Here is an 18,394-nt window from a genome sequence, read left to right as displayed (position 1 = left end):
AGCAAAAAGCCCTGCATCCAGTTTTGGAGCAGGGCTTTCCATATTCGCTTAAACTATTAAAGTGTTCTTTTCACTTCACGAAGCTCAAAGCTTTCGATGATGTCGCCCACTTCAATGTCGTTGAAGTTCTTGATACTCAAACCGCACTCATAACCGTTTCTAACTTCCTGAACGTCGTCTTTGTAACGTTTCAGCGAGTCGATTTCCCCGGTCAGCAATACGATTCCTTCGCGTACTACGCGGATCTTATTGCTGCGCTTAACATAACCATCCGTAACATAGCAACCTGCGATGGTTCCGATCCGGCTGATCTTGAACACTTCGCGTATTTCAATATTTCCTGTAATGATCTCTTCGATAGAAGGAGCAAGCATACCAGTCATCGCATCCTTAATCTCATCGATCGCCTGGTAAATAACCGAGTAGTGACGGATTTCGATCTGATCCTGTTCTGCCATTTTCTTGGCATTCGAGGAAGGACGAACCTGGAAGCCTATCACAATCGCATCAGAAGCGATGGCCAGGTTGACATCGGATTCGGAGATCTGACCCACGGCTTTGTGGATAATGTTCACCTGCACCTCAGATGTTGATAGTTGCAATAACGAATCTGAAAGGGCTTCAACCGATCCATCCACGTCACCTTTAACGATCAGGTTCAACTCGCGGAAACTTCCGATTGCCTTACGACGACCGATCTCTTCAAGGGTAATGTGCTTACGCGTCCGGATCGACTGCTCGCGCTGGATCTGCTCACGCTTGGTTGCGATATCGCGGGCATCACGCTCGTTTTCAAATACATTGAAACGATCACCTGCCTGCGGGGCACCGTTAAGACCAAGCAACTGAACTGGCATGGATGGTCCGGCTGATTTAAGCTTTCTACCCAGATAGTCAGTCATGGCTTTCACCTTTCCGTAATGCGAACCTGCAAGGACCACATCACCCACTTTCAAGGTTCCCGTCTGTACAAGGATGGTCGTAACATATCCGCGGCCCTTATCAAGAGATGCTTCTACAACGGCACCAGCTGCACGGCGGTCAGGGTTGGCTTTCAATTCAAGCAGTTCGGCTTCAAGCAATACTTTTTCAAGCAGCTCGTCGATACCCATACCTGATTTGGAAGATATTTCCTGGGTCTGGTATTTTCCACCCCATTCTTCAACCAAAAGGTTCATATTGGCAAGCTCTTCACGAATTTTTTCCGTGTTAGCCCCGGCCTTATCTACTTTACTGAATGCAAATACGATTGGTGCTCCGGCAACCTGCGCGTGGTTGATCGCTTCACGTGTCTGAGGCATGACGCTGTCGTCAGCTGCGATCACGATGATAACCACGTCGGTAACGTTGGCACCACGGGCACGCATCGCTGTAAATGCTTCGTGACCCGGCGTATCCAGGAATGTTACCTGTTTGCCTGTTTTGGTTTTTACACTATATGCACCAATGTGCTGGGTAATTCCACCCGCTTCACCACTGGCCACATTTTCCTGACGGATATAATCCAGAAGCGATGTTTTACCGTGGTCAACGTGACCCATAATGGTAACGATCGGCGCTCTTTCTTTCAGGCTTTCTTCGTCATCAACTTCTTCCTGCACATCATTCTGCACTTCTTCTTCGGCAGAAATAAAGGCAACTTCAAATCCAAATTCATCGGCGATGAAAGTGATCGCTTCTGCATCCAGACGCTGGTTGATGGAAACGAACATTCCCATACTCATACAAACCGAGATTACTTCCTGAACTGTTACGTCCATCAGTGAAGCCAAGTCGTTTGCAGAAACGAATTCTGTTACGCGCAATACTTTTGTTTCGTCCGAATCAAGTCCGTTGGGATCATTCTGATCTCCGCGGTCCCTGCGACGGGTTCCTTTTCCACCACGGCCAACATTTCTGGTGTTACCACCACCCATGCGGGCCATTGTAGCTTTAATGTTATCTGAAACTTCCTTATCTGAAACTTCTTCTCTTTTAACACCACGGCGGTTGTTGCCTGCTGCGCCACTGCGATTTGCCGGGCCGCTTCTTGCAGATGCATTACCTGCTGCCGGCGTTGTGCCTGGTGCTCCCGGTGCAGCCGGACGGTTTCCGGTGCGATTTCCTGCCGGTGGAACATTAGCTTCCTTAGGCCTTGCCGGTGCATTCGGATCTGCTGCTGTTGTTGCGGGGCGGTTTTCACCGGCAACCACAACGCCATCACGGATTCTCTTGCGTTTTCTGCGGCGTTTTTTATCTGCTGCTGTATCACTGCTGGATGCAACAGGGTCTTTTTTCTTGATCTTATCGGATGGAAGCTCAATCTTACCAATCACGCGAAGACCGCGAAGCTGCTCTCCTTTGGCCTCGATCAGGTTTGACTCAACTGCTTCTTCGGCGGCAGCTGCCACAGGTTCGCTTAGAGCCGGGGCTGTTTCCGGAGCCTTAGGCGTTTCAGCCACAGGCGCTGGTTGCACTGCTTCTGCTTGGGGTTTTTCTTCTGGCGCTGGGGCAGGAGCTGGTTTTTGCTCCTCAGCGGCCTTAGTCTCCTGCGGCTGTTCAGCCTTAGGCTCTTCCTTGACAGGCTCTTTCGGAGTCTCAACAGCTTTTGGCTGAACGGGCTCTGCCTCTTGTTTTACCTCAGCAACAGGCTCTGGTTTAGGCTCTGGCTTAGGTTCAACAACAGCGGCTGGCGCTGGCGCAGCTGGTTTTTCAGCTACAACTTCCTTAGGCGCTTCCGTCTTAGGTTCTTGAGCAGCGGGTACGGGTGCAGGTCTTTTTGCGTCCAAATCTATTTTACCGACTACCTTAATTCCAGGCAGGCGGTTCTCAAAAGCGGATGGAGCATTTGATTCAGTTTCTTCAACAACAGGTTTCTCTTCTGGTTTAGAAGCACTGTTTCTGAAGTATAGAATTCCATCAACATCACTTTTTACTTTTTCTTCCCTGGTTTCTACCGGAGTTTCAGTCTGAGCTGGTTTAAAGGAAAGGGATGATCTCAGATCATCAGATTTAAAATCTTTCGCAAGAAATTCAATCTGATCAGAATTAATCTTTGTATTCGGGTTACTCTCCACCTTATACCCTTTGGCAGACAGGTGATCCACGATCGTAGTAATTCCTACGTTCAGGATCCGTGCCACTTGGCTTAGGCGCATCATTTTATCTTCTGCCATATTAGCAATTAGTAGAAAAAGTTTTGCATTGGCAGATCTAACCCCTGGATTAAAACTGCCGGTTATTGTAAATTATTCAAACTCTTTTCGAAGAATGTCAAGAACTTCTTCAACCGTTGCTTCTTCAAGATCGGTTCTTCTGACAAGCTCTTCTTTATTAAGTGCCAGCACGCTCTTGGCTGTATCCAGACCGATTTTGTGCAGTTCACTGATAATCCATTCATCAATTTCATCGGAGAATTCGGTCAAATCGACGTCTTCATCGTTTTGCTCTTCAATATCTCTGAAAACATCAATTTCCATTCCAACCAGCTTACCGGCCAGCTTAATGTTCTGACCTCCTTTTCCGATTGCAAGTGAAACCTGATCGGGTTTAAGGAAAACAGAAACACGTTTGGCATCGCGGTCAATCTGCATCGAACTTACTTTGGCCGGACTCAAAGCCCTGCTGATAAGCAGTTCAAGGTTGTCTGTGTAGTTGATAACATCTATATTCTCATTACCAAGTTCGCGTACGATTGAATGGATACGGGATCCTTTCATCCCTACACAAGCGCCTACCGGATCGATTCTGTCATCGTAGGATTCTACGGCAACTTTGGCGCGCTCCCCTGGTTCACGAACAACACGTCTTACTGAAATAATTCCATCGTAAATCTCCGGAATTTCAACTTCAAAGAGTCTTTCAAGGAAAACAGGTGAAGTTCTTGATAGTGTGATCTTTGGAGAACCATTATTCATTTCCACCTTGTGGATCACAGATTTAACGGACTCTCCCTTGCGGAAGCGATCTTTTGAAATCTGCTCGGTGCGTGGAAGTGAAAGCTCGTTACCTTCTGAATCCACGATGATCACTTCATGACGTAATGTCTGATAAACCTCGCCGGTGATCATTTCACCTACCTGATCCTTGTATTTCTCGAACATGATTTCTTTTTCCATGTCCTTGATCTTCTGGATCAAAGTTTGTCTTGCCGTCTGCACAAGCCTGCGGCCGAATTCAACCAGCTTAACCTCTTCTGCAACTTCTTCACCTACTTCAAAGTCACCCTGAATTTTGCGGGCTTCTGCAAGTGGTATTTTGTTGTAATCCCAAATGTCCTCTGAGTTGTCGTCAACGATCTCACGTGTCCGCCACATTTCAAGGTCACCGCTTTCTGGGTTAATGATTACATCAAAATTATCATCAGTGCCGTATTTCTTACGAATCATTGTGCGAAACACTTCTTCCAAAACACTGATCATCGTTGGACGATCGATGTTTTTGGAGCTTGCGAACTCGGCAAATGATTCAATTAATATTCCGCTATCCATTGCTTATGTTATAGATATTTGCTGATACTAAGTTATACATATTATATAATTGATTACAAATCAGAAAACTGGCTCTGGCTTGTAACTTTATTTAAAAGAAATTTCTATTAAAGCCTTTGAAATATCGTCAAACGGAATATCCCGGATCAACTCAGCTGGGTCGATGGGTGTTTTCGTCTTCTTTTTAGGTGCAGGTAACTGTAATTTTACAATTTCTTCATTTGCCTCCATCAATGTCCCCGAAATTACCTCTCCCGTTTTTAATGTAACCTTCAAATTTCTGCCCAGGTTTTTTTGATATTGCCTCAACAAAAGCAAAGGTTGGTCTAATCCCGGTGATGAAACTTCAAGTGTGTAGGCATCTGCGAAAATTTCCAGTTCTTCCAATTGCTTGGCCAATCTTCTGCTGATGGATGTACATTGCTGAATGGTTATCCCCTCATCGCTATCGACAAGAATTGAAACTTTTTGACTTACCTTGGAAGGCTTAATGATGATATCTACAAGGAAACAGTTGCCATCCTCAAGAAGGGGTTCCAGCAAAGCTTCCAACTGCTCTTTTATTGTCATGTACGGCTTACTGCAAATAAAAAAGGGGATTTAAGACCCCCTCAATCAATCGATCAAAATAGAATTATTTGCAAAGGTAAAAATATTTTATCATTTGTACAAGTTAAAGCAGATGTCTTCGAAATTCATCTTGATCCCCTATTTTTGTTGAAAAATGCGATATTGACTTAATGAAAGGGTTTAAAAATTTCCTCTGGTTCCTCTACAAGTGTTTTGCGACTTATACCCTGCTGATTTACATCATGATACTCTGGGTCCCGCCCAAAGGGTGGGTGGCTGGTTTTATGATGATGTCTTTTCCGGTTGTCGTCATCATTCATCTGGTCAGTATACCCATTTGGTTTATTGTTGAAAGAAAAAGGGCTTTGCTTCCGCTGATTATGGTCGCCCTGGCCGGGCTTTTTCTGCCTAGGACTTATTCTTTCGGCAACGATACGGACCGGGATATGCTGGCTAAGTCATTTTCTGTGATGAACTATAATGTGCACAGCTTTCAAAGAAACGAAGATTTAAAGGATCCCCACGTCAGGCAGAGCGTAAGTGATATGAAAGCGTGGATGACTTCTTCGAAGGCCGACATTCTCTGCATGTCTGAATATTTCAGTGACCGCGGAAACCTCTTTAATATTAATAGAGCACTGGACAGCAGCGGGTATGGCCACAGCGCCTTTTACACTAAGAACACATCAGGAAGCCCCACGCAGTCGGCCGGGCTGGCGATTTTTTCCAAATATCCTATCATTGCAAAAAGGGATACGATCTTTGAAGCGCAAAATGGTCTTCTCCAAGCAGATATTAAAATAAAGGGAGATACGGTGCGCATCATTGCCGTGCACCTTTATTCGATGACATTAAAGCTCAGTACACTGGTGCGCCAAAAGCAGGTCGAGGGCGTTAAAAAAGAAGGAAAAATCACTTTCCAGCGCATGCGGAATGGCTTTGTGAGAAGATCGGTAGAAATGGGAATCCTCGAATCCTGGATCAATGGTTCGCCGCACCCGGTCATTGTATGCGGCGACTTTAATGAGATTCCCTACGGATATGTTTACAGCAAAATGCGCGGCTTGCTTAAAAACGGATTTGAAGAAAAAGGGGAGGGCTTTGGCTTTACATTCAACCACCTGCCTTATTTTATCCGCATAGACCACCAGTTTTATAGTGGCGACAGGCTTGATATCCAGGACTTTACTACATTCAATAACGTAGATTACTCGGATCATTACCCGGTGATGGGTCATTACCAGTTCAGTCACGCGGATGCAGGAGCGGCTGAGCAAGCAAAGAAGGATTAATGATAATCACGCGGCAGGATAGCCGACAATCAAGATTACTGCCCGTATTGAATCCCCAGGCTATCCAGCTCGCTGGCTGAAACTGAGGGTGGAAAAATGCCGCTCTGCAACTTGCGCTCCACCAAATTGCCCGTTTTAAGGGCCGACTGCTCGGTCTGAAAGCCTCTGTTCCCCGCAATTCCCGGAATGCTGCGCTGCTCAATAATGGGCGTGCCGTTGTCAAGAATGCGGTAACCCCAGCCTGATTCAACTTTGAATGCTTCTACGCTAAGACGGCGAAGGCCTTTGCCGTCTGCACCAATATCTCCTTTGTAAAGAAAGATATAAGTTACAGCAGCAAAGGCCAGTACGCTTATAAATAAAATGAGTTTTTTCTTGCTACCCACAATTACAGGTTATCGTCATCATTTTTGGCAGCAGCAGGATCAAAAGCCCAGAAATCGTCAACAATGTTTCCGCCTGTTCCTACATAACCCGTGTTACCGATTGCAAAACCAGCGGCAAAGCCTCTCTGGCCGCCTTCAAAGCTTGCAACCTCAGTCCATGTGTTGGTGCCGGGTGTATATTCCCATGTGTCCGACTTGGCATTTCCACCAACGATGTATGCTTTATCATTGATAACCAAAGGCAAAGCGTAAGTTCTTCCGGTGAATTTATCATCCGTGTTGGTTTCCATTCTGGTCCATGCGCCCGTTCCGCTGTTTCCTGCGGGATCGAAGCTGTAAAGATCTTTTGGTTCGGATCCGGCGCCCGAATTGCTTTGACCAAAGCCTACATAAGCTTTACCACCCACTGTGAATGCTAGTGCGCCTCTGCGTTTTCCACCTGTGAATGTTGCAACTTCTGTCCACTTATCAGTTTGTACATTGTACTCGTAGAAATCCTGATAGTAACCGCTTCCATTCCATCCAAGGCCCACATATGCTCTGTTATCAGCAACAAAAGCCGTTGCATACTGGCGTGTTCCGCCTGCATAATCCGCCTTTTTTGTCCATTTGTTGGTTGCAGGATCGTATTGATAGAAATCCTTTTTGTATCCGCCGTCTACTGTGGTCACGCCGTCGAAACCTGTTCCTACATAAGCCTTTCCATTAACAACAAAGGCAACAGCATCATTTCTTCCTGACCCTTCGAATGGAGCAACTTGTGACCAGATTTTGGTTGTTGCATCATAAGACCAAAAATCCTTTACTCTTTGAACAGTCTCATTTGTAAGACCTGTTCCGATATATCCTTTATTTCCAATGACAAAGCTTACTGCACGTGCCCTTGCAGATCCACCAAAATTGGGAATGCCTGCTCTATACCAGTTTCCAATTTTGTCTGCCTCGGGATCATCCTTACTGCAACTGAACGAAAGTAATGCGGTTGACGCAACCAGAAGGGCTAATGAAGTCTTTTTTAAGATATTAAACATGTAAAAAATATGGTTTGACTAATTGATACAAAAGAATATTGGGCAATAACACGGCCCTGAAATCATGCCTATCAGAAGGATTAGTGCTTTAAAAACAGCAAACGGAATTTCAAATTTTTTGCAAACATAACATCTTGATACTGCTAAGTAAAATTATATGTTACTTTTTGTCTAAAAGTTTAACCCTCTCTGTTGCATTCAACGTTTGTAGCATCCGTAATGTTGTCATAAGGCTTTGTTGTGTTTGGTTTAAGATAGGCTGGTCTGTTTTACGTTTATCAAGCAGGTTTGCCACTGTTTGCTGCCGCAGTGCGTAACTACAATCGGCGGCGTAATTCAGGCTAATGGCAGGCGTTGATTGCTGGCATTTTTAACCCTTACGTGACGCTTTGCGTTTTTGTTGCAACATGTGAATGCACTTTTAAATTGGCGCATTTATCTTAATGATGTTGTAATTAAGATTACATATGATAATTTTGCACTTTTTACTGTTCTTGCACTAAATGAAATTCAATTCGCATTTTCTTAAAAGATCTTCAACGGTTTTTAGACTACTGATTATATTGGGTGTAACAGCCTCACTGTCTGGTTGTGAACCTACCGGTGATCAGATTGAAGCGATCGTCCAGCCTAATGTTGATGACTTTTCCGTGGCGTTTTCAGATACGGCATCGGTTTCACTTTCTTCGGTTGGAACAGACTCAGTATTTACCGGAGGCTCGGGAAGACTTTTACTGGGAAGAAATATTGACCCTTATTTTGGTAAATTTCAAGCTACTCCATTTTTCCAGCCTACCATTCAAACGGCGCTCGTAGTTCCTGAACTTGCTGTTTACGATTCGCTTGTACTTTCTCTGAGATACGATAATTATACGTATGGCGATACTACGATTGCCATGAACATTGCCGTCCACAAGTTGCTGGCCAACATGCTTGACAAAAATGCATATTACAACACCGATAAGACGCCTTACGAGGCGACGGCACTAGGCAAAGTAAAGGTAGTTCCCACTCCAAGATCCAGCGGAAGACTTAGAATCAAGCTTTCTGATGTTTTGGGAAAGCAGATTTTTTCAATGAGTAAAAACAATCAGTTGCCCAGCAACACCGAATGGATCGATCTTGTTAAAGGGCTCGTACTGGTACCGGGATCCTCGGACAATGGTCCACTTGTCGGGTTCAGATTGTTTGATGATCATACATCCATTCAGCTGCATTATCATTTAACGGAAGACGATGGCGTAAAGCGGGATTCAACAATCATCAAGTCCGGCATCGGTTACAATCAGATCCTTAGCGACCGGAAAGGAACGCAGTTGGTTAAGCTTCCTAATACAAAAAGAATTTCCCTGCCTTCTGAGCAATCGGGTAACATGTCCTTTGTTCAGGCCGGCCTGGGTGTGATGACGCGCGTTGATTTTCCGACCATTATGGATTTGAAAATCAACCCCTATACCGTTGTTAACAAAGCATTTTTGCACGTAACGCCGCTGGCAGGCTCGGTGACAAATTTTTACCGCGCGCCTGATACATTGTATGCCTATCTGGTCGACAAAAACAACGAATACTTTCAAGGAAGCACGGGCTTTCCTGAACCGGCAAGGACTTTGGCGGGAACGCCCGTTTTTGGAAGATATCAGGTTGATCTGCTTAATAACACTGCTTTTTACCTCTTTGATGTAGGCGGTTACATTTCAAGTGTTTTAGCCGCCGGTGGTGAAAATACAACCGGTTTGATTTTCAGAACTTCACCATTCAATACCAGCGAGACTGCCGCGCAGCCCACCTACGATACGGAATTTACCAAAAGCGCCCAGCGTCTGGTAATCGGCAATCAGCGCCATAGCAAAAACAGCGTTAAATTGCAGCTCTATTATACTTCGGTTAACGCTCGGTAAAGCTTATCAGGTAAGGAATTTTAAAATAGAAATAAAAAACGGAGCTGCTCTTTATAGGGCAGCTCCGTTTTGTTTACCGGCATGATCAAGTGTCGGAAAAGACAGTTTCAAGCATCATCAAAGCAATGTATCTGCCAGTCTAGCAGCATGCATTGCCGTGCTTACAGCAAAGTTAATCGCCTTTTTTATGTTTATGTGGCTTTAATGAAGGCGTGTTGCCCGGTGATTCCTTGTTATCCCTTTGACGCTTGTCTGGCTCTTCGGTAGACTGGGCGGTTTTTTTAGGTCCTGGCTTAATTCCCATGGTTTATAGTATTTGGTGTACAATGTCAGGTGTTAAAAATGTATGCCACAGATTCTATTCGCTCCGTAAAGACTTCACTGGGTTCGTTAAGGCTGCTCTGACACTTTGAAAACTTACAGTGATCAGTGCAACGAGAACTGATGCTAAAAGTGCTAACAGAAAAACGAAAGGGTTAATCGATATCTTATATTCGAAATTTTTCAGCCAGCTATTCATTGCCCACCACCCGGCAGGTGCGGCAAGGGCAAATGCAATGCCAATCAGTTGAATAAACTCCCAGCTGAAAAGCCAAAGGATACTCCCAACGCTGGCGCCCAGTACTTTGCGAACGCCAACTTCTTTCGTACGCTGAGTGACCATAAATAAGACAAGTCCATATAAGCCCATGCAACCTATGACCAAGGCGATTCCGGTGAAGAAGTTAATGAGCTTGCCCATTGTCTGCTCTTGCTGGTAAAATTCCTGAATCTGTTCATCGACAAATGCTGGTTCGAAAAAGCTGTCGGTATACACCTGATTATAGGCCTTTTCTAATCGAGCCAGCACATGAGCGTAGTTGGCAGAGCGTAGTTGAATATTTGCGGAGTAAAAACCAGTGGCCATAGTGGTCAGAAATAAGGGCTTAATGCGCTGTTTCAGATCTGATTGGTTATAATCTTTTAAAACGCCTACAATTTCCAAAGGCGCAAAGCCAGCCTTATGCAAGACCTTGCCCACAACGTCCGTGGGGCGGGAAAATCCCAGTCGCTGCATGAATGTCTCGTTGATAAGCGCTTCACGAGCCGTGTCCGAAGCTTGTAAATTGCGCCCGGCCATTAATTTTAAACCATATAAGCCCACATAGTCGGCATCGATCCAGGCTTGTTGTGGTCCGTATGGCTCCTGGCTGGGGCGGCCATCAAGGCGAACCCTGGTTTCGCTGCTCCAACCCGACTGAGGAGGCCCGCCCATTGAGTAGCTGAACTGGCCTACCTCAGGTATGGCTGTTGCCAGGTTGCGGAACGCACGCATTTTAACCAGATCCTGCGCTGGAAGGTTTGGCAGGCTTACCGTCAGGATAGCCTCTTTTCGAAAGCCCAGGTCTTTTCTCTGAACATACCGGAGCTGACTGCCCACGACTATCAAGCCGATAATGAGCATTTGTGAAATGGCAAACTGTGTTACCACCAGACCGCGCCTGAGATTGAAACCACCTGCCTGATGCGTGGTGAGCCTCCCTGCCAGCGCTACAACCGGGCGGAAACCAGCCAAAACCAGGGCCGGATATAAACCTGCCAGCAAAATAACCGTTATAACAAGTAACGCCAACCAACCTAATACCGAGGTAGAAAAGTAAAATGTAAACCGGAACGGGCCATTCAGGGACGTATTGGCCAGCGTCTGTCCGTACTGAAAGATACCGATGGCCAGTGCCAGGGCAGCACAGACAATGAGCGCGGTTTCACCTATAAATTGCCAGAACAGCTGTGCTTTTGTGCTGCCTAAAACTTTGCGTACGCCCACTTCGCGTGCACGGTTAAGTGCCTGCGCAGTGGCAAGATTTACAAAATTGATACTGGCAGTTCCTATAAGCAGCACGGCAATCAATGTCAAAGAGAGCAATAATCCCTTGCTTACTCCGCCATACTCAGCCGATAAGTGCGTGGTGCTGAAAGGTATGGCTGGGTAGGAGGTCTCCTTGATTTTAGCTGGATTATACTTTTTGACAAATGAGGGTAATTGCCGCTCCCAGTCGGCTGCCGTGAAATTGTCGTTAAACAATGCGTAACAGTGCGTGCTGCCGTTGGTATTATCAAAAGGCTGATCTTCTGGCCGGGACCCCAGCTGCTCTTTAACAGATCCCCAGGCAGCCAGGATAGAATAATCCAGATCAGTATTATCCTTATAATCTGCAAATACACCTACTACGCGCGCGGGGATGCGGGCATCCAGTCGAAGGGTCCGGCCAATAATGTTTGTGGTAGTACCAAAGCATTTGCGGGCCATCTCAGCACTGATAACCACAGTGCCCGGCTCAGTAAGCGCTTCGGGCCCGCCTGCTAACCAGGTGTAATCGAAAATGCTGAAATAGGAGGGTTCAACAAATGCGCCGTTGTGATTTTTATCCTTTACTTTCTTATCTGCCTGCTTTGCAACGGGTACGCTTACCAGCGGTGAATACCACTCTTCCAGCATAGCGATATGTTCAATTCCCGGGTAGTCGTTTCGCGCCGCCTGGCCGAAGGGATAAGGGATGCCCTGAATGTTGAACTCGCTGGTAGAGGATGTAAACCGCGATGTAAATTGGTAGATCCGCTCGTAATTACGGTGGTGACGATCGGTCTGATAATGATAGCGGACAAGCGCGAATATCAGCAATGCACAGCCTATGCCGAGTGCTAAACCAGTGATGTTAATGAATGCGTACGCGTGATTTTTGCGCAAATTACGCCAGGCAATTTTCATGTAGTTGAGCACCATCATATATACCGCTAAGTTATTGTCAAGTCCGTAAAGCTACTTTTCCCTTTACGGCCCAATTTTCATTCCACGATGCTAAAATGCCATACAGCGGATTATAGCGGCTATTTGATAGAATTTACTGTGCGATTTCGGACATCGCTGTTCGCTTAAAAAACCACAATGCCTCTTAAAAAAAGGGTCTCGTCGGGATGTTTGTAAAAGACATACATGGGTTTCATTACAATGGTGTAATCATCATAAATCCAGGTCAGACTCTGGTCGGCTCCTGCTTTGGCCGCCTCAAAGTCATAATTGTAGTGAAAACGGCTGGTATCCAGGTATGCGCTTTTACCGGGAGGCACCAGGCGGAACGCATTGTCAGATCCGGAAGAGGTGACGACAACGGTTTTTTTGGTATCATCCCAATTGAAAGTCATGTTGGTAGGCCTGGAAAACTTCATTTCGGTACTAAAAGCCTTTGCGGGCGGCGCGAACGGTGGATTGGTCCAGGCAGAGCCGGCATAATACTGTACATAACCTATTTCGCCAGACCCGCCGCTTGCTTGGAAGGTTACATAAACAGCATCGCGGTAGCGAACTTTGAGTGAGTCTGCCAGCACGTTGATGGTGTCTTGTCCAACAACCCGGTAAGCTTTTGATATGTAAAAAGGTACCGATCTGATTTGACTGTAAAACCTTTCTTTGTCGAATTCTTCGGCTACTACTTCTTTCTTTTCAACCGATTCGTCGGTGCAGGAACCGATGAAAAATGCACCGGACAGGATCAATGCAGAGAATAAGAGTTTCTTCATGGAATGAGTAGTTTAGAGAATGGCTTCATTGCCTTCAATACAGACAAATGAAGCTGGTCAAACCGTTGCACTTTTTTCCAGATTTTTATAAAAATCCATTGTCGGCAAAATCTACGACAGTCTGTTAAAGCTGATTTTACTTATCGTTTACATTCTTTTACAGCTCATTAACAGCCGGCAGAATACAACCATTTAGCTTTGCCAAATAGATTTATTTAAATTAAAACCTGTCAAAAACATGAAAAAAATCATTTATGCGCTGCTTTTGCCACTTGTTGTGGTAAGCGGACTAGTATTTGCAAATCGTAAAATCAAAAATGAAGTTTATGAAAAGTCAACCCCGAATTCACGCACCGATGCTGAAAGAAAAGCATCGCTGGAAAAATGGAAGTCTACCCCGGATGCTATAAGATACGAAAAATGGAAAGTGTCTGCCGAAGGCAGAAAAGTGTATGCCGGTGAAGCTAAAATACGCAAACATATAAAGGCTTTTACCGATATGGAGGCTACCGTAACCGCTCTGTCTCTTCCAGCTGGCTCCCGATTGGGTTTTGGGGTGATGGTCAGAATTAATGATGAAGATTACATTCTTAGTTTTGGCCCGCAACCATCCGACAGGAATTCTCTAAACGCTATTAATCAACCTCGGCAATTGCACAGCCTGAAAATTAGCGACAAAATAAATATAAGAAGCCGTAGTGTATCTCACGCCCCCAAGTATTTATATCCAATAATATCGGGCGACTATGTAGAACGGGATGGAAAAGTAATCTATAAACGTGCCGCTGGCAAAGGTGGTTGCTGATGAAAAAGCCAGCACACTTAATAGCTAAAACACCCCGCACTTTAACAATCAAAGAACATATTTGTCCCGAAAATTTCGCTTGTAAATATTTAAAAATATAGTTAATACCTGGGCAAAACGAGGCTTTGACACGTTTTTGTCATATATTGGTTAGCGATGTAACTAATAGCATATACGTTAAGAGATCGCCTTAGCGGAGGTTTTAATTGATTTTAATGATGCATTCAATTGTATATCTGAGCTCATCAAGAGTCCTCCTAGATGAGAGAGAAATGGGAAATATTATCGAAAAAAGCCGTGTAAATAATGCTTTGGCTGATATTACTGGCGTTTTGATTTACTGTAACGGCAGCATTATACAGGTCTTGGAAGGAGAGAAGGATGCCATTCATTCCTTATTTGAAAAGATAAAGCGGGACGACCGCCATAATCAGGTCATCCCGCTTTTTCAAGGACCTGTGAATGTCAGATCATTCGATAACTGGGCGATGGGCTATAGCACGCCCGCATCCCGTAACATGGATGAATTAAAAGATAAGCTTTCCTTTATTGAAGACCCATACACGCAGGTTAAAAGTGAGAATAAGATTTTTTCATTGCTTCAAGTTTTCTTTAAGAATAACCATCGGAATTAGTTTATACTGTTCCTTTTAAAAGACCACCTGGCTTCCAGATTTTCCTTGCAGCCTCGTATTTCTGACGGCAGCAGGGCCTCTGAAACGGTACTGGACACCAACAATTTCGGTTGCCAGGTCGGCTATGATGGTTTTATATGCTTCCCTGCCGTTTACCAAAAACTGGATCCTGCGATTAATGCACACTACTTTTAGTTTTACCCAATCATTCAAATTACAACCAAATCCGCTTAGATCATCGCTTTGGCTATCGGTGTAAAATCCATATGCAGCCAGCGAAATATCCCCCACGCAAGCCGGATGAACCAGCGGGACAATCAGAATGCCCGTTTTTGAATGCAATAAAACTTCCACGCGCTGACAGCTATTATTGCCGCCACCAATATGATCGGATTTCAATTCAGTTTCATAAGTGAAATGATCCGTTTGAATTCCATGGATATCTTTTTGATTAAAGAGGCGAACCGACGGTAATTCTGGCAAGGTTGGAATGTTGTACTTTTGCAGCAATGCCTGGCTGACAGATATTTTCCCTGCTCCAATAATTTCATTTTGCTTAAAATAAAACGGCTCTTTACCCCAATCGGCCGCAATTAAGCCAAGCCAGCCATTTGTCTTAATCTGTATATCATGCTCTTTAACGATTTTGCTGCCAACTAACAGTTTAGCCTTGAAATATCCCGGATAATAGTAGATAGTCGAATGATGTTTATCCGTACGGCTGACAGGCACTTTCCGACGGACATCCCAGGTTTGCGCAATAAAAACAGAATCATTTTCGCCGGCGGCAGAAGCGTCATAATCAAAAATGACAGAATTAGGCAATCCCTCGGTCTGAATAGTTTTTGAAGCAAATGAATACTTATTTGTCGCCTCCTTTTTCGAAAAAATATAATAAATCGACAAGCCGCTAAGCAAAGATACTGCTAGCATAAAAACGACTTTTGGAAGCAAGCGAGCCTTTTTTTCACTGGTCTCGATTCTTTGATCCTTCGACTCTTCATGGGAGACTTCAGCTAATTGCTTTTCGCTTCTATCAGAATTGCAGAATGCACGCCAGTCTTCGAAGCCCACAAATTGAGACAATGTATTCAGCGTAGTCACCGAAGGCGAGCTTTCATAGCTCACTTTGCCAAAAATCCTTTTCAGCGTTGATATGCTCAGTACAACACCCGTTTTTTCATGAATTTTTCCAGAAAGTTTTTCAAAATCATAGCTTCGCCACTGTTCTATCTGGCCCCATCCAAGCTGTTCTTCTACCAAACCCTTCAAACGAAGTATCGACTTAACACCAATTGTATCGAGCATAATTATCTTATTAGCAGCATTTTAAGTCTATGAATATTTTTGATTGAACTTGATCGGGTTTCAGCGCATAAACAATAAGCAACTGAGGCAAATTTGTCAAAAAAACTTAATCGGTCATGAAAAAAATAACTTCCACGCTTGTCTTTATCTTTTTATTGTGCAGCCAGCTTTATGCACAAAAGAAGGCACTCCCCAATGTTATACCCCTTGATCCGGCGCATTGGGAATTTTCAGCCGGGAAGGTAGAATTTGCCGAACACGACAACAAACCTGTTATGAAAATAGCACCGGGATCCGGGCAGGTCGTGCTAAAAAATGTGGTTTTTCAAAGCGGTGTGATTGAATTTGACGTTAATCCGGCCAAAACAGAGTTTGCTGCGTCGGTATATTTTCATAGGAAAAATCAAAAAGAACAGGAGGTTGTCTATTTGCGGGTTCCAAAGGTATCCAACCCATTTGCCAATGAAGCAATTCAATACTGCCCTTATTTAGATGGCGTCAATATGTGGGATATGTATCCGCAGTATCAAGCGCCTGCGCCTGCAAAAGCGGGCGAATGGAATCACATCAAACTCATTATTTCGGGTCTGCAAATGCGTGTATTAGTCAACAATCAACCGAGATTGTATATCCCTAAATTGGAAGGGCGTATATCTGAGGGCAGTATTGCTTTCGAAGGGGATTCCTATATTCGAAACCTTATTGTCAGGCCGGGTGAAACGGAAGGGTTGGATGCAAATGAGGCGGCAGATATTACTGAACATGAAGCTAATTATATCAGAAGCTGGACAGTCAGTCAGCCGGCCTATCTTGCAAAAGGGATGGAACCAACCAGGCAGCAGGATATACCAAAGAATGAATCATTTGTCACCAAAATGCAGGCGGAGCGGTATGGGCTTGTAAATCTCACAAGGCAATTTGGCGGAAGTGATCAAAGAAGGATCGTTTGGCTCAAAGCAACCATCACAACACAAGAACCCGTAAAAACGAATTTACAACTGGGCTTTAGTGACGAAATCTGGCTTTATCTCAACGACCAGATTACTTATACTGATAAGAATATCTTCCCTCAGAACATGAAAAAGTATCCAGACGGACGCATATCCATCCGAAATGGCAGTACTCAACTCAAACTCAGAGAAGGCGAAAATCATCTTCTGATTGGCATATCCAATGATTTTTATGGATGGGGCCTTATGGCCAGGCTGGAAAGTCTGGAAGGCATCACGGCTGTCAAAGCCTTCAAAGCTCCGGAAAAAATTTATATTGAAGGCATTGATCAATACGTCGGCGTTTATTCTGAGAAAAATAACGAGGTGTTAAAATTAATTTTTACTCAAAAAAGCGGAGAGATTTTTGTTCAGGAGGGCAATCAGGCAGCCATGCCGCTGAGTTATACCGGGAAAAATACTTTCAAACTTGGACTGGGTATCGAACTAATATTTAGTGCCGACGGCAAAACAGTCACCTGGACGGAAAATGGATTTGCAACGACCTTTGTAAAGGAAAATTAGTGATAGTGAAGAAGAAGTATTGATACGTCAGTTTCTTTCTAGTTACTTATTCTACGCCTTCATTACCCGGTTTATAGGTTTCAAAATACATTGTGGGACTGAACTTGGACTTTGTTGGCAGAAAAGGCTCTTCGGGTGTATTTCGGATAAACATATAACCTTCCTTTCTGGATAGAGAGATCGTCAGTTTGTAACTTTCATCCCTTGCTTCTTTTTTTACCCATGCGTCTAGCCATTCAACGGCGACGACTATGTTCTCATCAATGACAAGATTGTAAGGAGCTAAATCGACACTGACCCATTTCTGGCCTTTGTTGACATTAAAGAATATGTTTTCATCAATTAATTCCGCCTTCAAATTGCCTGAGTAGCCCTTGGCCAAAGGCAGAATATGCAAGCGAAAGCGGACGCTGTCAAATTCACATGCATCCAGATGCATCTTAAACCTGGCCAGCTTCAACGGTAGCTCGTTGGTCTCAATAGCAACACCCCTTAGACGTCCTCTGGAACTGATATAATCACCCCAGCCCGTGTATTGCCCACTTGCTTTCTGATTGCCAATCGGGATTATTTCCCGTTTGCCTTGTGCAATCACTTCGTGGAGTTGCAGGGCGCCCGGGCTGAGCTTAATTTGGTGGGCTGATTGCGAAATTTCCCGTTTGATAAATTTTACAGACGCATAGCCCAGATAGCTCACGATGATGGTATCTGTTGGTGCTGCCTTGTTTATGTCAATGTGAAAGCGCCCGTCTGCATCTGCTATTCCCCCGATGCTTTTTGCTTTCACCCCTATGCTGGCATAAGGTAACGGTTTTGCATTGACAGCATCAATTACCGTTCCCTTAAAAGATTGGCCTACTAAGGTGATGGGCAGACTTATCAAAAAAGATAACACTATTAATTTTTTGGTGGTCATATCAGTTAAATG

The 18,394-nt window shown here is 44.5% G+C and carries 14 protein-coding genes; 5 read left to right on the top strand and 9 right to left on the bottom strand.

Translation table 11 applies throughout. The annotated features are described in order from the left end of the window. Positions 1 to 56: 56 nt before the first annotated feature. From infB to rimP, 3 genes are all read right to left on the bottom strand, one after another. Positions 57 to 3,155, bottom strand: coding sequence for a translation initiation factor IF-2 (infB, locus tag G395_RS0119255; protein WP_026631557.1), 3,099 nt, complete (start codon positions 3,153 to 3,155; stop codon positions 57 to 59). 72 nt (positions 3,156 to 3,227) lie between these two features. Continuing rightward, the gene (nusA, locus tag G395_RS0119250) at positions 3,228 to 4,469 is read right to left on the bottom strand and encodes a transcription termination factor NusA (protein ID WP_026631556.1); all 1,242 of its coding nucleotides are present in this window, start codon (positions 4,467 to 4,469) and stop codon (positions 3,228 to 3,230) included. Positions 4,470 to 4,556: 87 nt separating this feature from the next. After that, the gene (gene rimP / locus G395_RS0119245) at positions 4,557 to 5,039 is read right to left on the bottom strand and encodes a ribosome maturation factor RimP (RefSeq protein WP_026631555.1); all 483 of its coding nucleotides are present in this window, start codon (positions 5,037 to 5,039) and stop codon (positions 4,557 to 4,559) included. A 170-nt stretch (positions 5,040 to 5,209) separates the two neighbouring features. Here rimP and G395_RS29805 point away from each other — a divergent pair, with 170 nt between their 5' ends. Next, a complete protein-coding gene (locus G395_RS29805) occupies positions 5,210 to 6,331 on the top strand; it encodes an endonuclease/exonuclease/phosphatase family protein (RefSeq protein WP_051350261.1) in 1,122 nt (373 codons plus the stop codon). Between the two features lie 35 nt (positions 6,332 to 6,366). Here G395_RS29805 and G395_RS0119235 read toward each other — a convergent pair whose 3' ends face one another. Next, a complete protein-coding gene (locus G395_RS0119235; protein ID WP_035361803.1) occupies positions 6,367 to 6,717 on the bottom strand; it encodes a DUF4907 domain-containing protein in 351 nt (116 codons plus the stop codon). A 2-nt stretch (positions 6,718 to 6,719) separates the two neighbouring features. After that, the gene (locus G395_RS0119230; RefSeq protein ID WP_026631553.1) at positions 6,720 to 7,748 is read right to left on the bottom strand and encodes a Kelch repeat-containing protein; all 1,029 of its coding nucleotides are present in this window, start codon (positions 7,746 to 7,748) and stop codon (positions 6,720 to 6,722) included. Between the two features lie 503 nt (positions 7,749 to 8,251). Here G395_RS0119230 and G395_RS0119225 point away from each other — a divergent pair. Beyond that, complete coding sequence (locus G395_RS0119225) at positions 8,252 to 9,646, top strand: DUF4270 family protein (RefSeq protein WP_026631552.1); 1,395 nt, start codon at positions 8,252 to 8,254, stop codon at positions 9,644 to 9,646. A gap of 358 nt (positions 9,647 to 10,004) precedes the next feature. Here G395_RS0119225 and G395_RS0119215 read toward each other — a convergent pair whose 3' ends face one another. Further along, on the bottom strand, positions 10,005 to 12,413 hold the full coding sequence (locus G395_RS0119215) for an FtsX-like permease family protein (protein ID WP_229204229.1): 2,409 nt from the start codon (positions 12,411 to 12,413) through the stop codon (positions 10,005 to 10,007). Positions 12,414 to 12,559: 146 nt separating this feature from the next. Continuing rightward, on the bottom strand, positions 12,560 to 13,204 hold the full coding sequence (locus G395_RS0119210; RefSeq protein WP_026631550.1) for a hypothetical protein: 645 nt from the start codon (positions 13,202 to 13,204) through the stop codon (positions 12,560 to 12,562). A gap of 238 nt (positions 13,205 to 13,442) precedes the next feature. On the opposite strand from G395_RS0119210, the gene G395_RS0119205 reads away from it, so the two are divergent. Both G395_RS0119205 and G395_RS29800 read left to right on the top strand, forming a co-directional pair. After that, a complete protein-coding gene (locus tag G395_RS0119205; protein WP_026631549.1) occupies positions 13,443 to 14,009 on the top strand; it encodes a hypothetical protein in 567 nt (188 codons plus the stop codon). A 215-nt stretch (positions 14,010 to 14,224) separates the two neighbouring features. Then, positions 14,225 to 14,644, top strand: a complete 420-nt coding sequence (locus G395_RS29800) for a BLUF domain-containing protein (RefSeq protein ID WP_051350260.1) — start codon at positions 14,225 to 14,227, stop codon at positions 14,642 to 14,644. A gap of 15 nt (positions 14,645 to 14,659) precedes the next feature. Here the strand turns inward: G395_RS29800 and G395_RS29795 are convergent, their stop codons facing one another. Then, positions 14,660 to 15,718 carry a hypothetical protein gene (locus G395_RS29795; protein WP_157486744.1) on the bottom strand — a complete coding sequence of 353 codons (1,059 nt, stop codon included), beginning with the start codon at positions 15,716 to 15,718 and terminating at the stop codon, positions 14,660 to 14,662. A gap of 350 nt (positions 15,719 to 16,068) precedes the next feature. Here G395_RS29795 and G395_RS0119190 point away from each other — a divergent pair, with 350 nt between their 5' ends. Beyond that, positions 16,069 to 17,466 carry a hypothetical protein gene (locus G395_RS0119190; RefSeq protein ID WP_026631548.1) on the top strand — a complete coding sequence of 466 codons (1,398 nt, stop codon included), beginning with the start codon at positions 16,069 to 16,071 and terminating at the stop codon, positions 17,464 to 17,466. Positions 17,467 to 17,512: 46 nt separating this feature from the next. Here G395_RS0119190 and G395_RS0119185 read toward each other — a convergent pair whose 3' ends face one another. Then, positions 17,513 to 18,382: a carboxypeptidase-like regulatory domain-containing protein gene (locus G395_RS0119185; RefSeq protein WP_026631547.1), complete on the bottom strand. Its 870-nt coding sequence runs from the start codon at positions 18,380 to 18,382 to the stop codon at positions 17,513 to 17,515. Positions 18,383 to 18,394: the final 12 nt, after the last annotated feature.

The sequence above is a fragment of the Dyadobacter alkalitolerans DSM 23607 genome, from assembly GCF_000428845.1.
Classification (GTDB): domain Bacteria; phylum Bacteroidota; class Bacteroidia; order Cytophagales; family Spirosomataceae; genus Dyadobacter; species Dyadobacter alkalitolerans.
The sequence above is the reverse complement of the archived record's forward strand: the minus strand, read 5'-3'. Positions and strand labels throughout refer to the sequence as shown.

Excerpts from the sequence above, each read along its gene's own strand:
- infB (WP_026631557.1), bottom strand. The coding sequence starts at position 3,155 with ATGGCAGAAGATAAAATGATGCGCCTAAGCCAAGTGGCACGGATCCTG.
- nusA (WP_026631556.1), bottom strand. The coding sequence starts at position 4,469 with ATGGATAGCGGAATATTAATTGAATCATTTGCCGAGTTCGCAAGCTCC.
- rimP (WP_026631555.1), bottom strand. The coding sequence starts at position 5,039 with ATGACAATAAAAGAGCAGTTGGAAGCTTTGCTGGAACCCCTTCTTGAG.
- G395_RS29805 (WP_051350261.1), top strand. The coding sequence starts at position 5,210 with ATGAAAGGGTTTAAAAATTTCCTCTGGTTCCTCTACAAGTGTTTTGCG.
- G395_RS0119230 (WP_026631553.1), bottom strand. The coding sequence starts at position 7,748 with ATGTTTAATATCTTAAAAAAGACTTCATTAGCCCTTCTGGTTGCGTCA.
- G395_RS0119225 (WP_026631552.1), top strand. The coding sequence starts at position 8,252 with ATGAAATTCAATTCGCATTTTCTTAAAAGATCTTCAACGGTTTTTAGA.
- G395_RS0119215 (WP_229204229.1), bottom strand. The coding sequence starts at position 12,413 with ATGATGGTGCTCAACTACATGAAAATTGCCTGGCGTAATTTGCGCAAA.
- G395_RS0119210 (WP_026631550.1), bottom strand. The coding sequence starts at position 13,204 with ATGAAGAAACTCTTATTCTCTGCATTGATCCTGTCCGGTGCATTTTTC.
- G395_RS0119205 (WP_026631549.1), top strand. The coding sequence starts at position 13,443 with ATGAAAAAAATCATTTATGCGCTGCTTTTGCCACTTGTTGTGGTAAGC.
- G395_RS29800 (WP_051350260.1), top strand. The coding sequence starts at position 14,225 with ATGATGCATTCAATTGTATATCTGAGCTCATCAAGAGTCCTCCTAGAT.
- G395_RS0119190 (WP_026631548.1), top strand. The coding sequence starts at position 16,069 with ATGAAAAAAATAACTTCCACGCTTGTCTTTATCTTTTTATTGTGCAGC.
- G395_RS0119185 (WP_026631547.1), bottom strand. The coding sequence starts at position 18,382 with ATGACCACCAAAAAATTAATAGTGTTATCTTTTTTGATAAGTCTGCCC.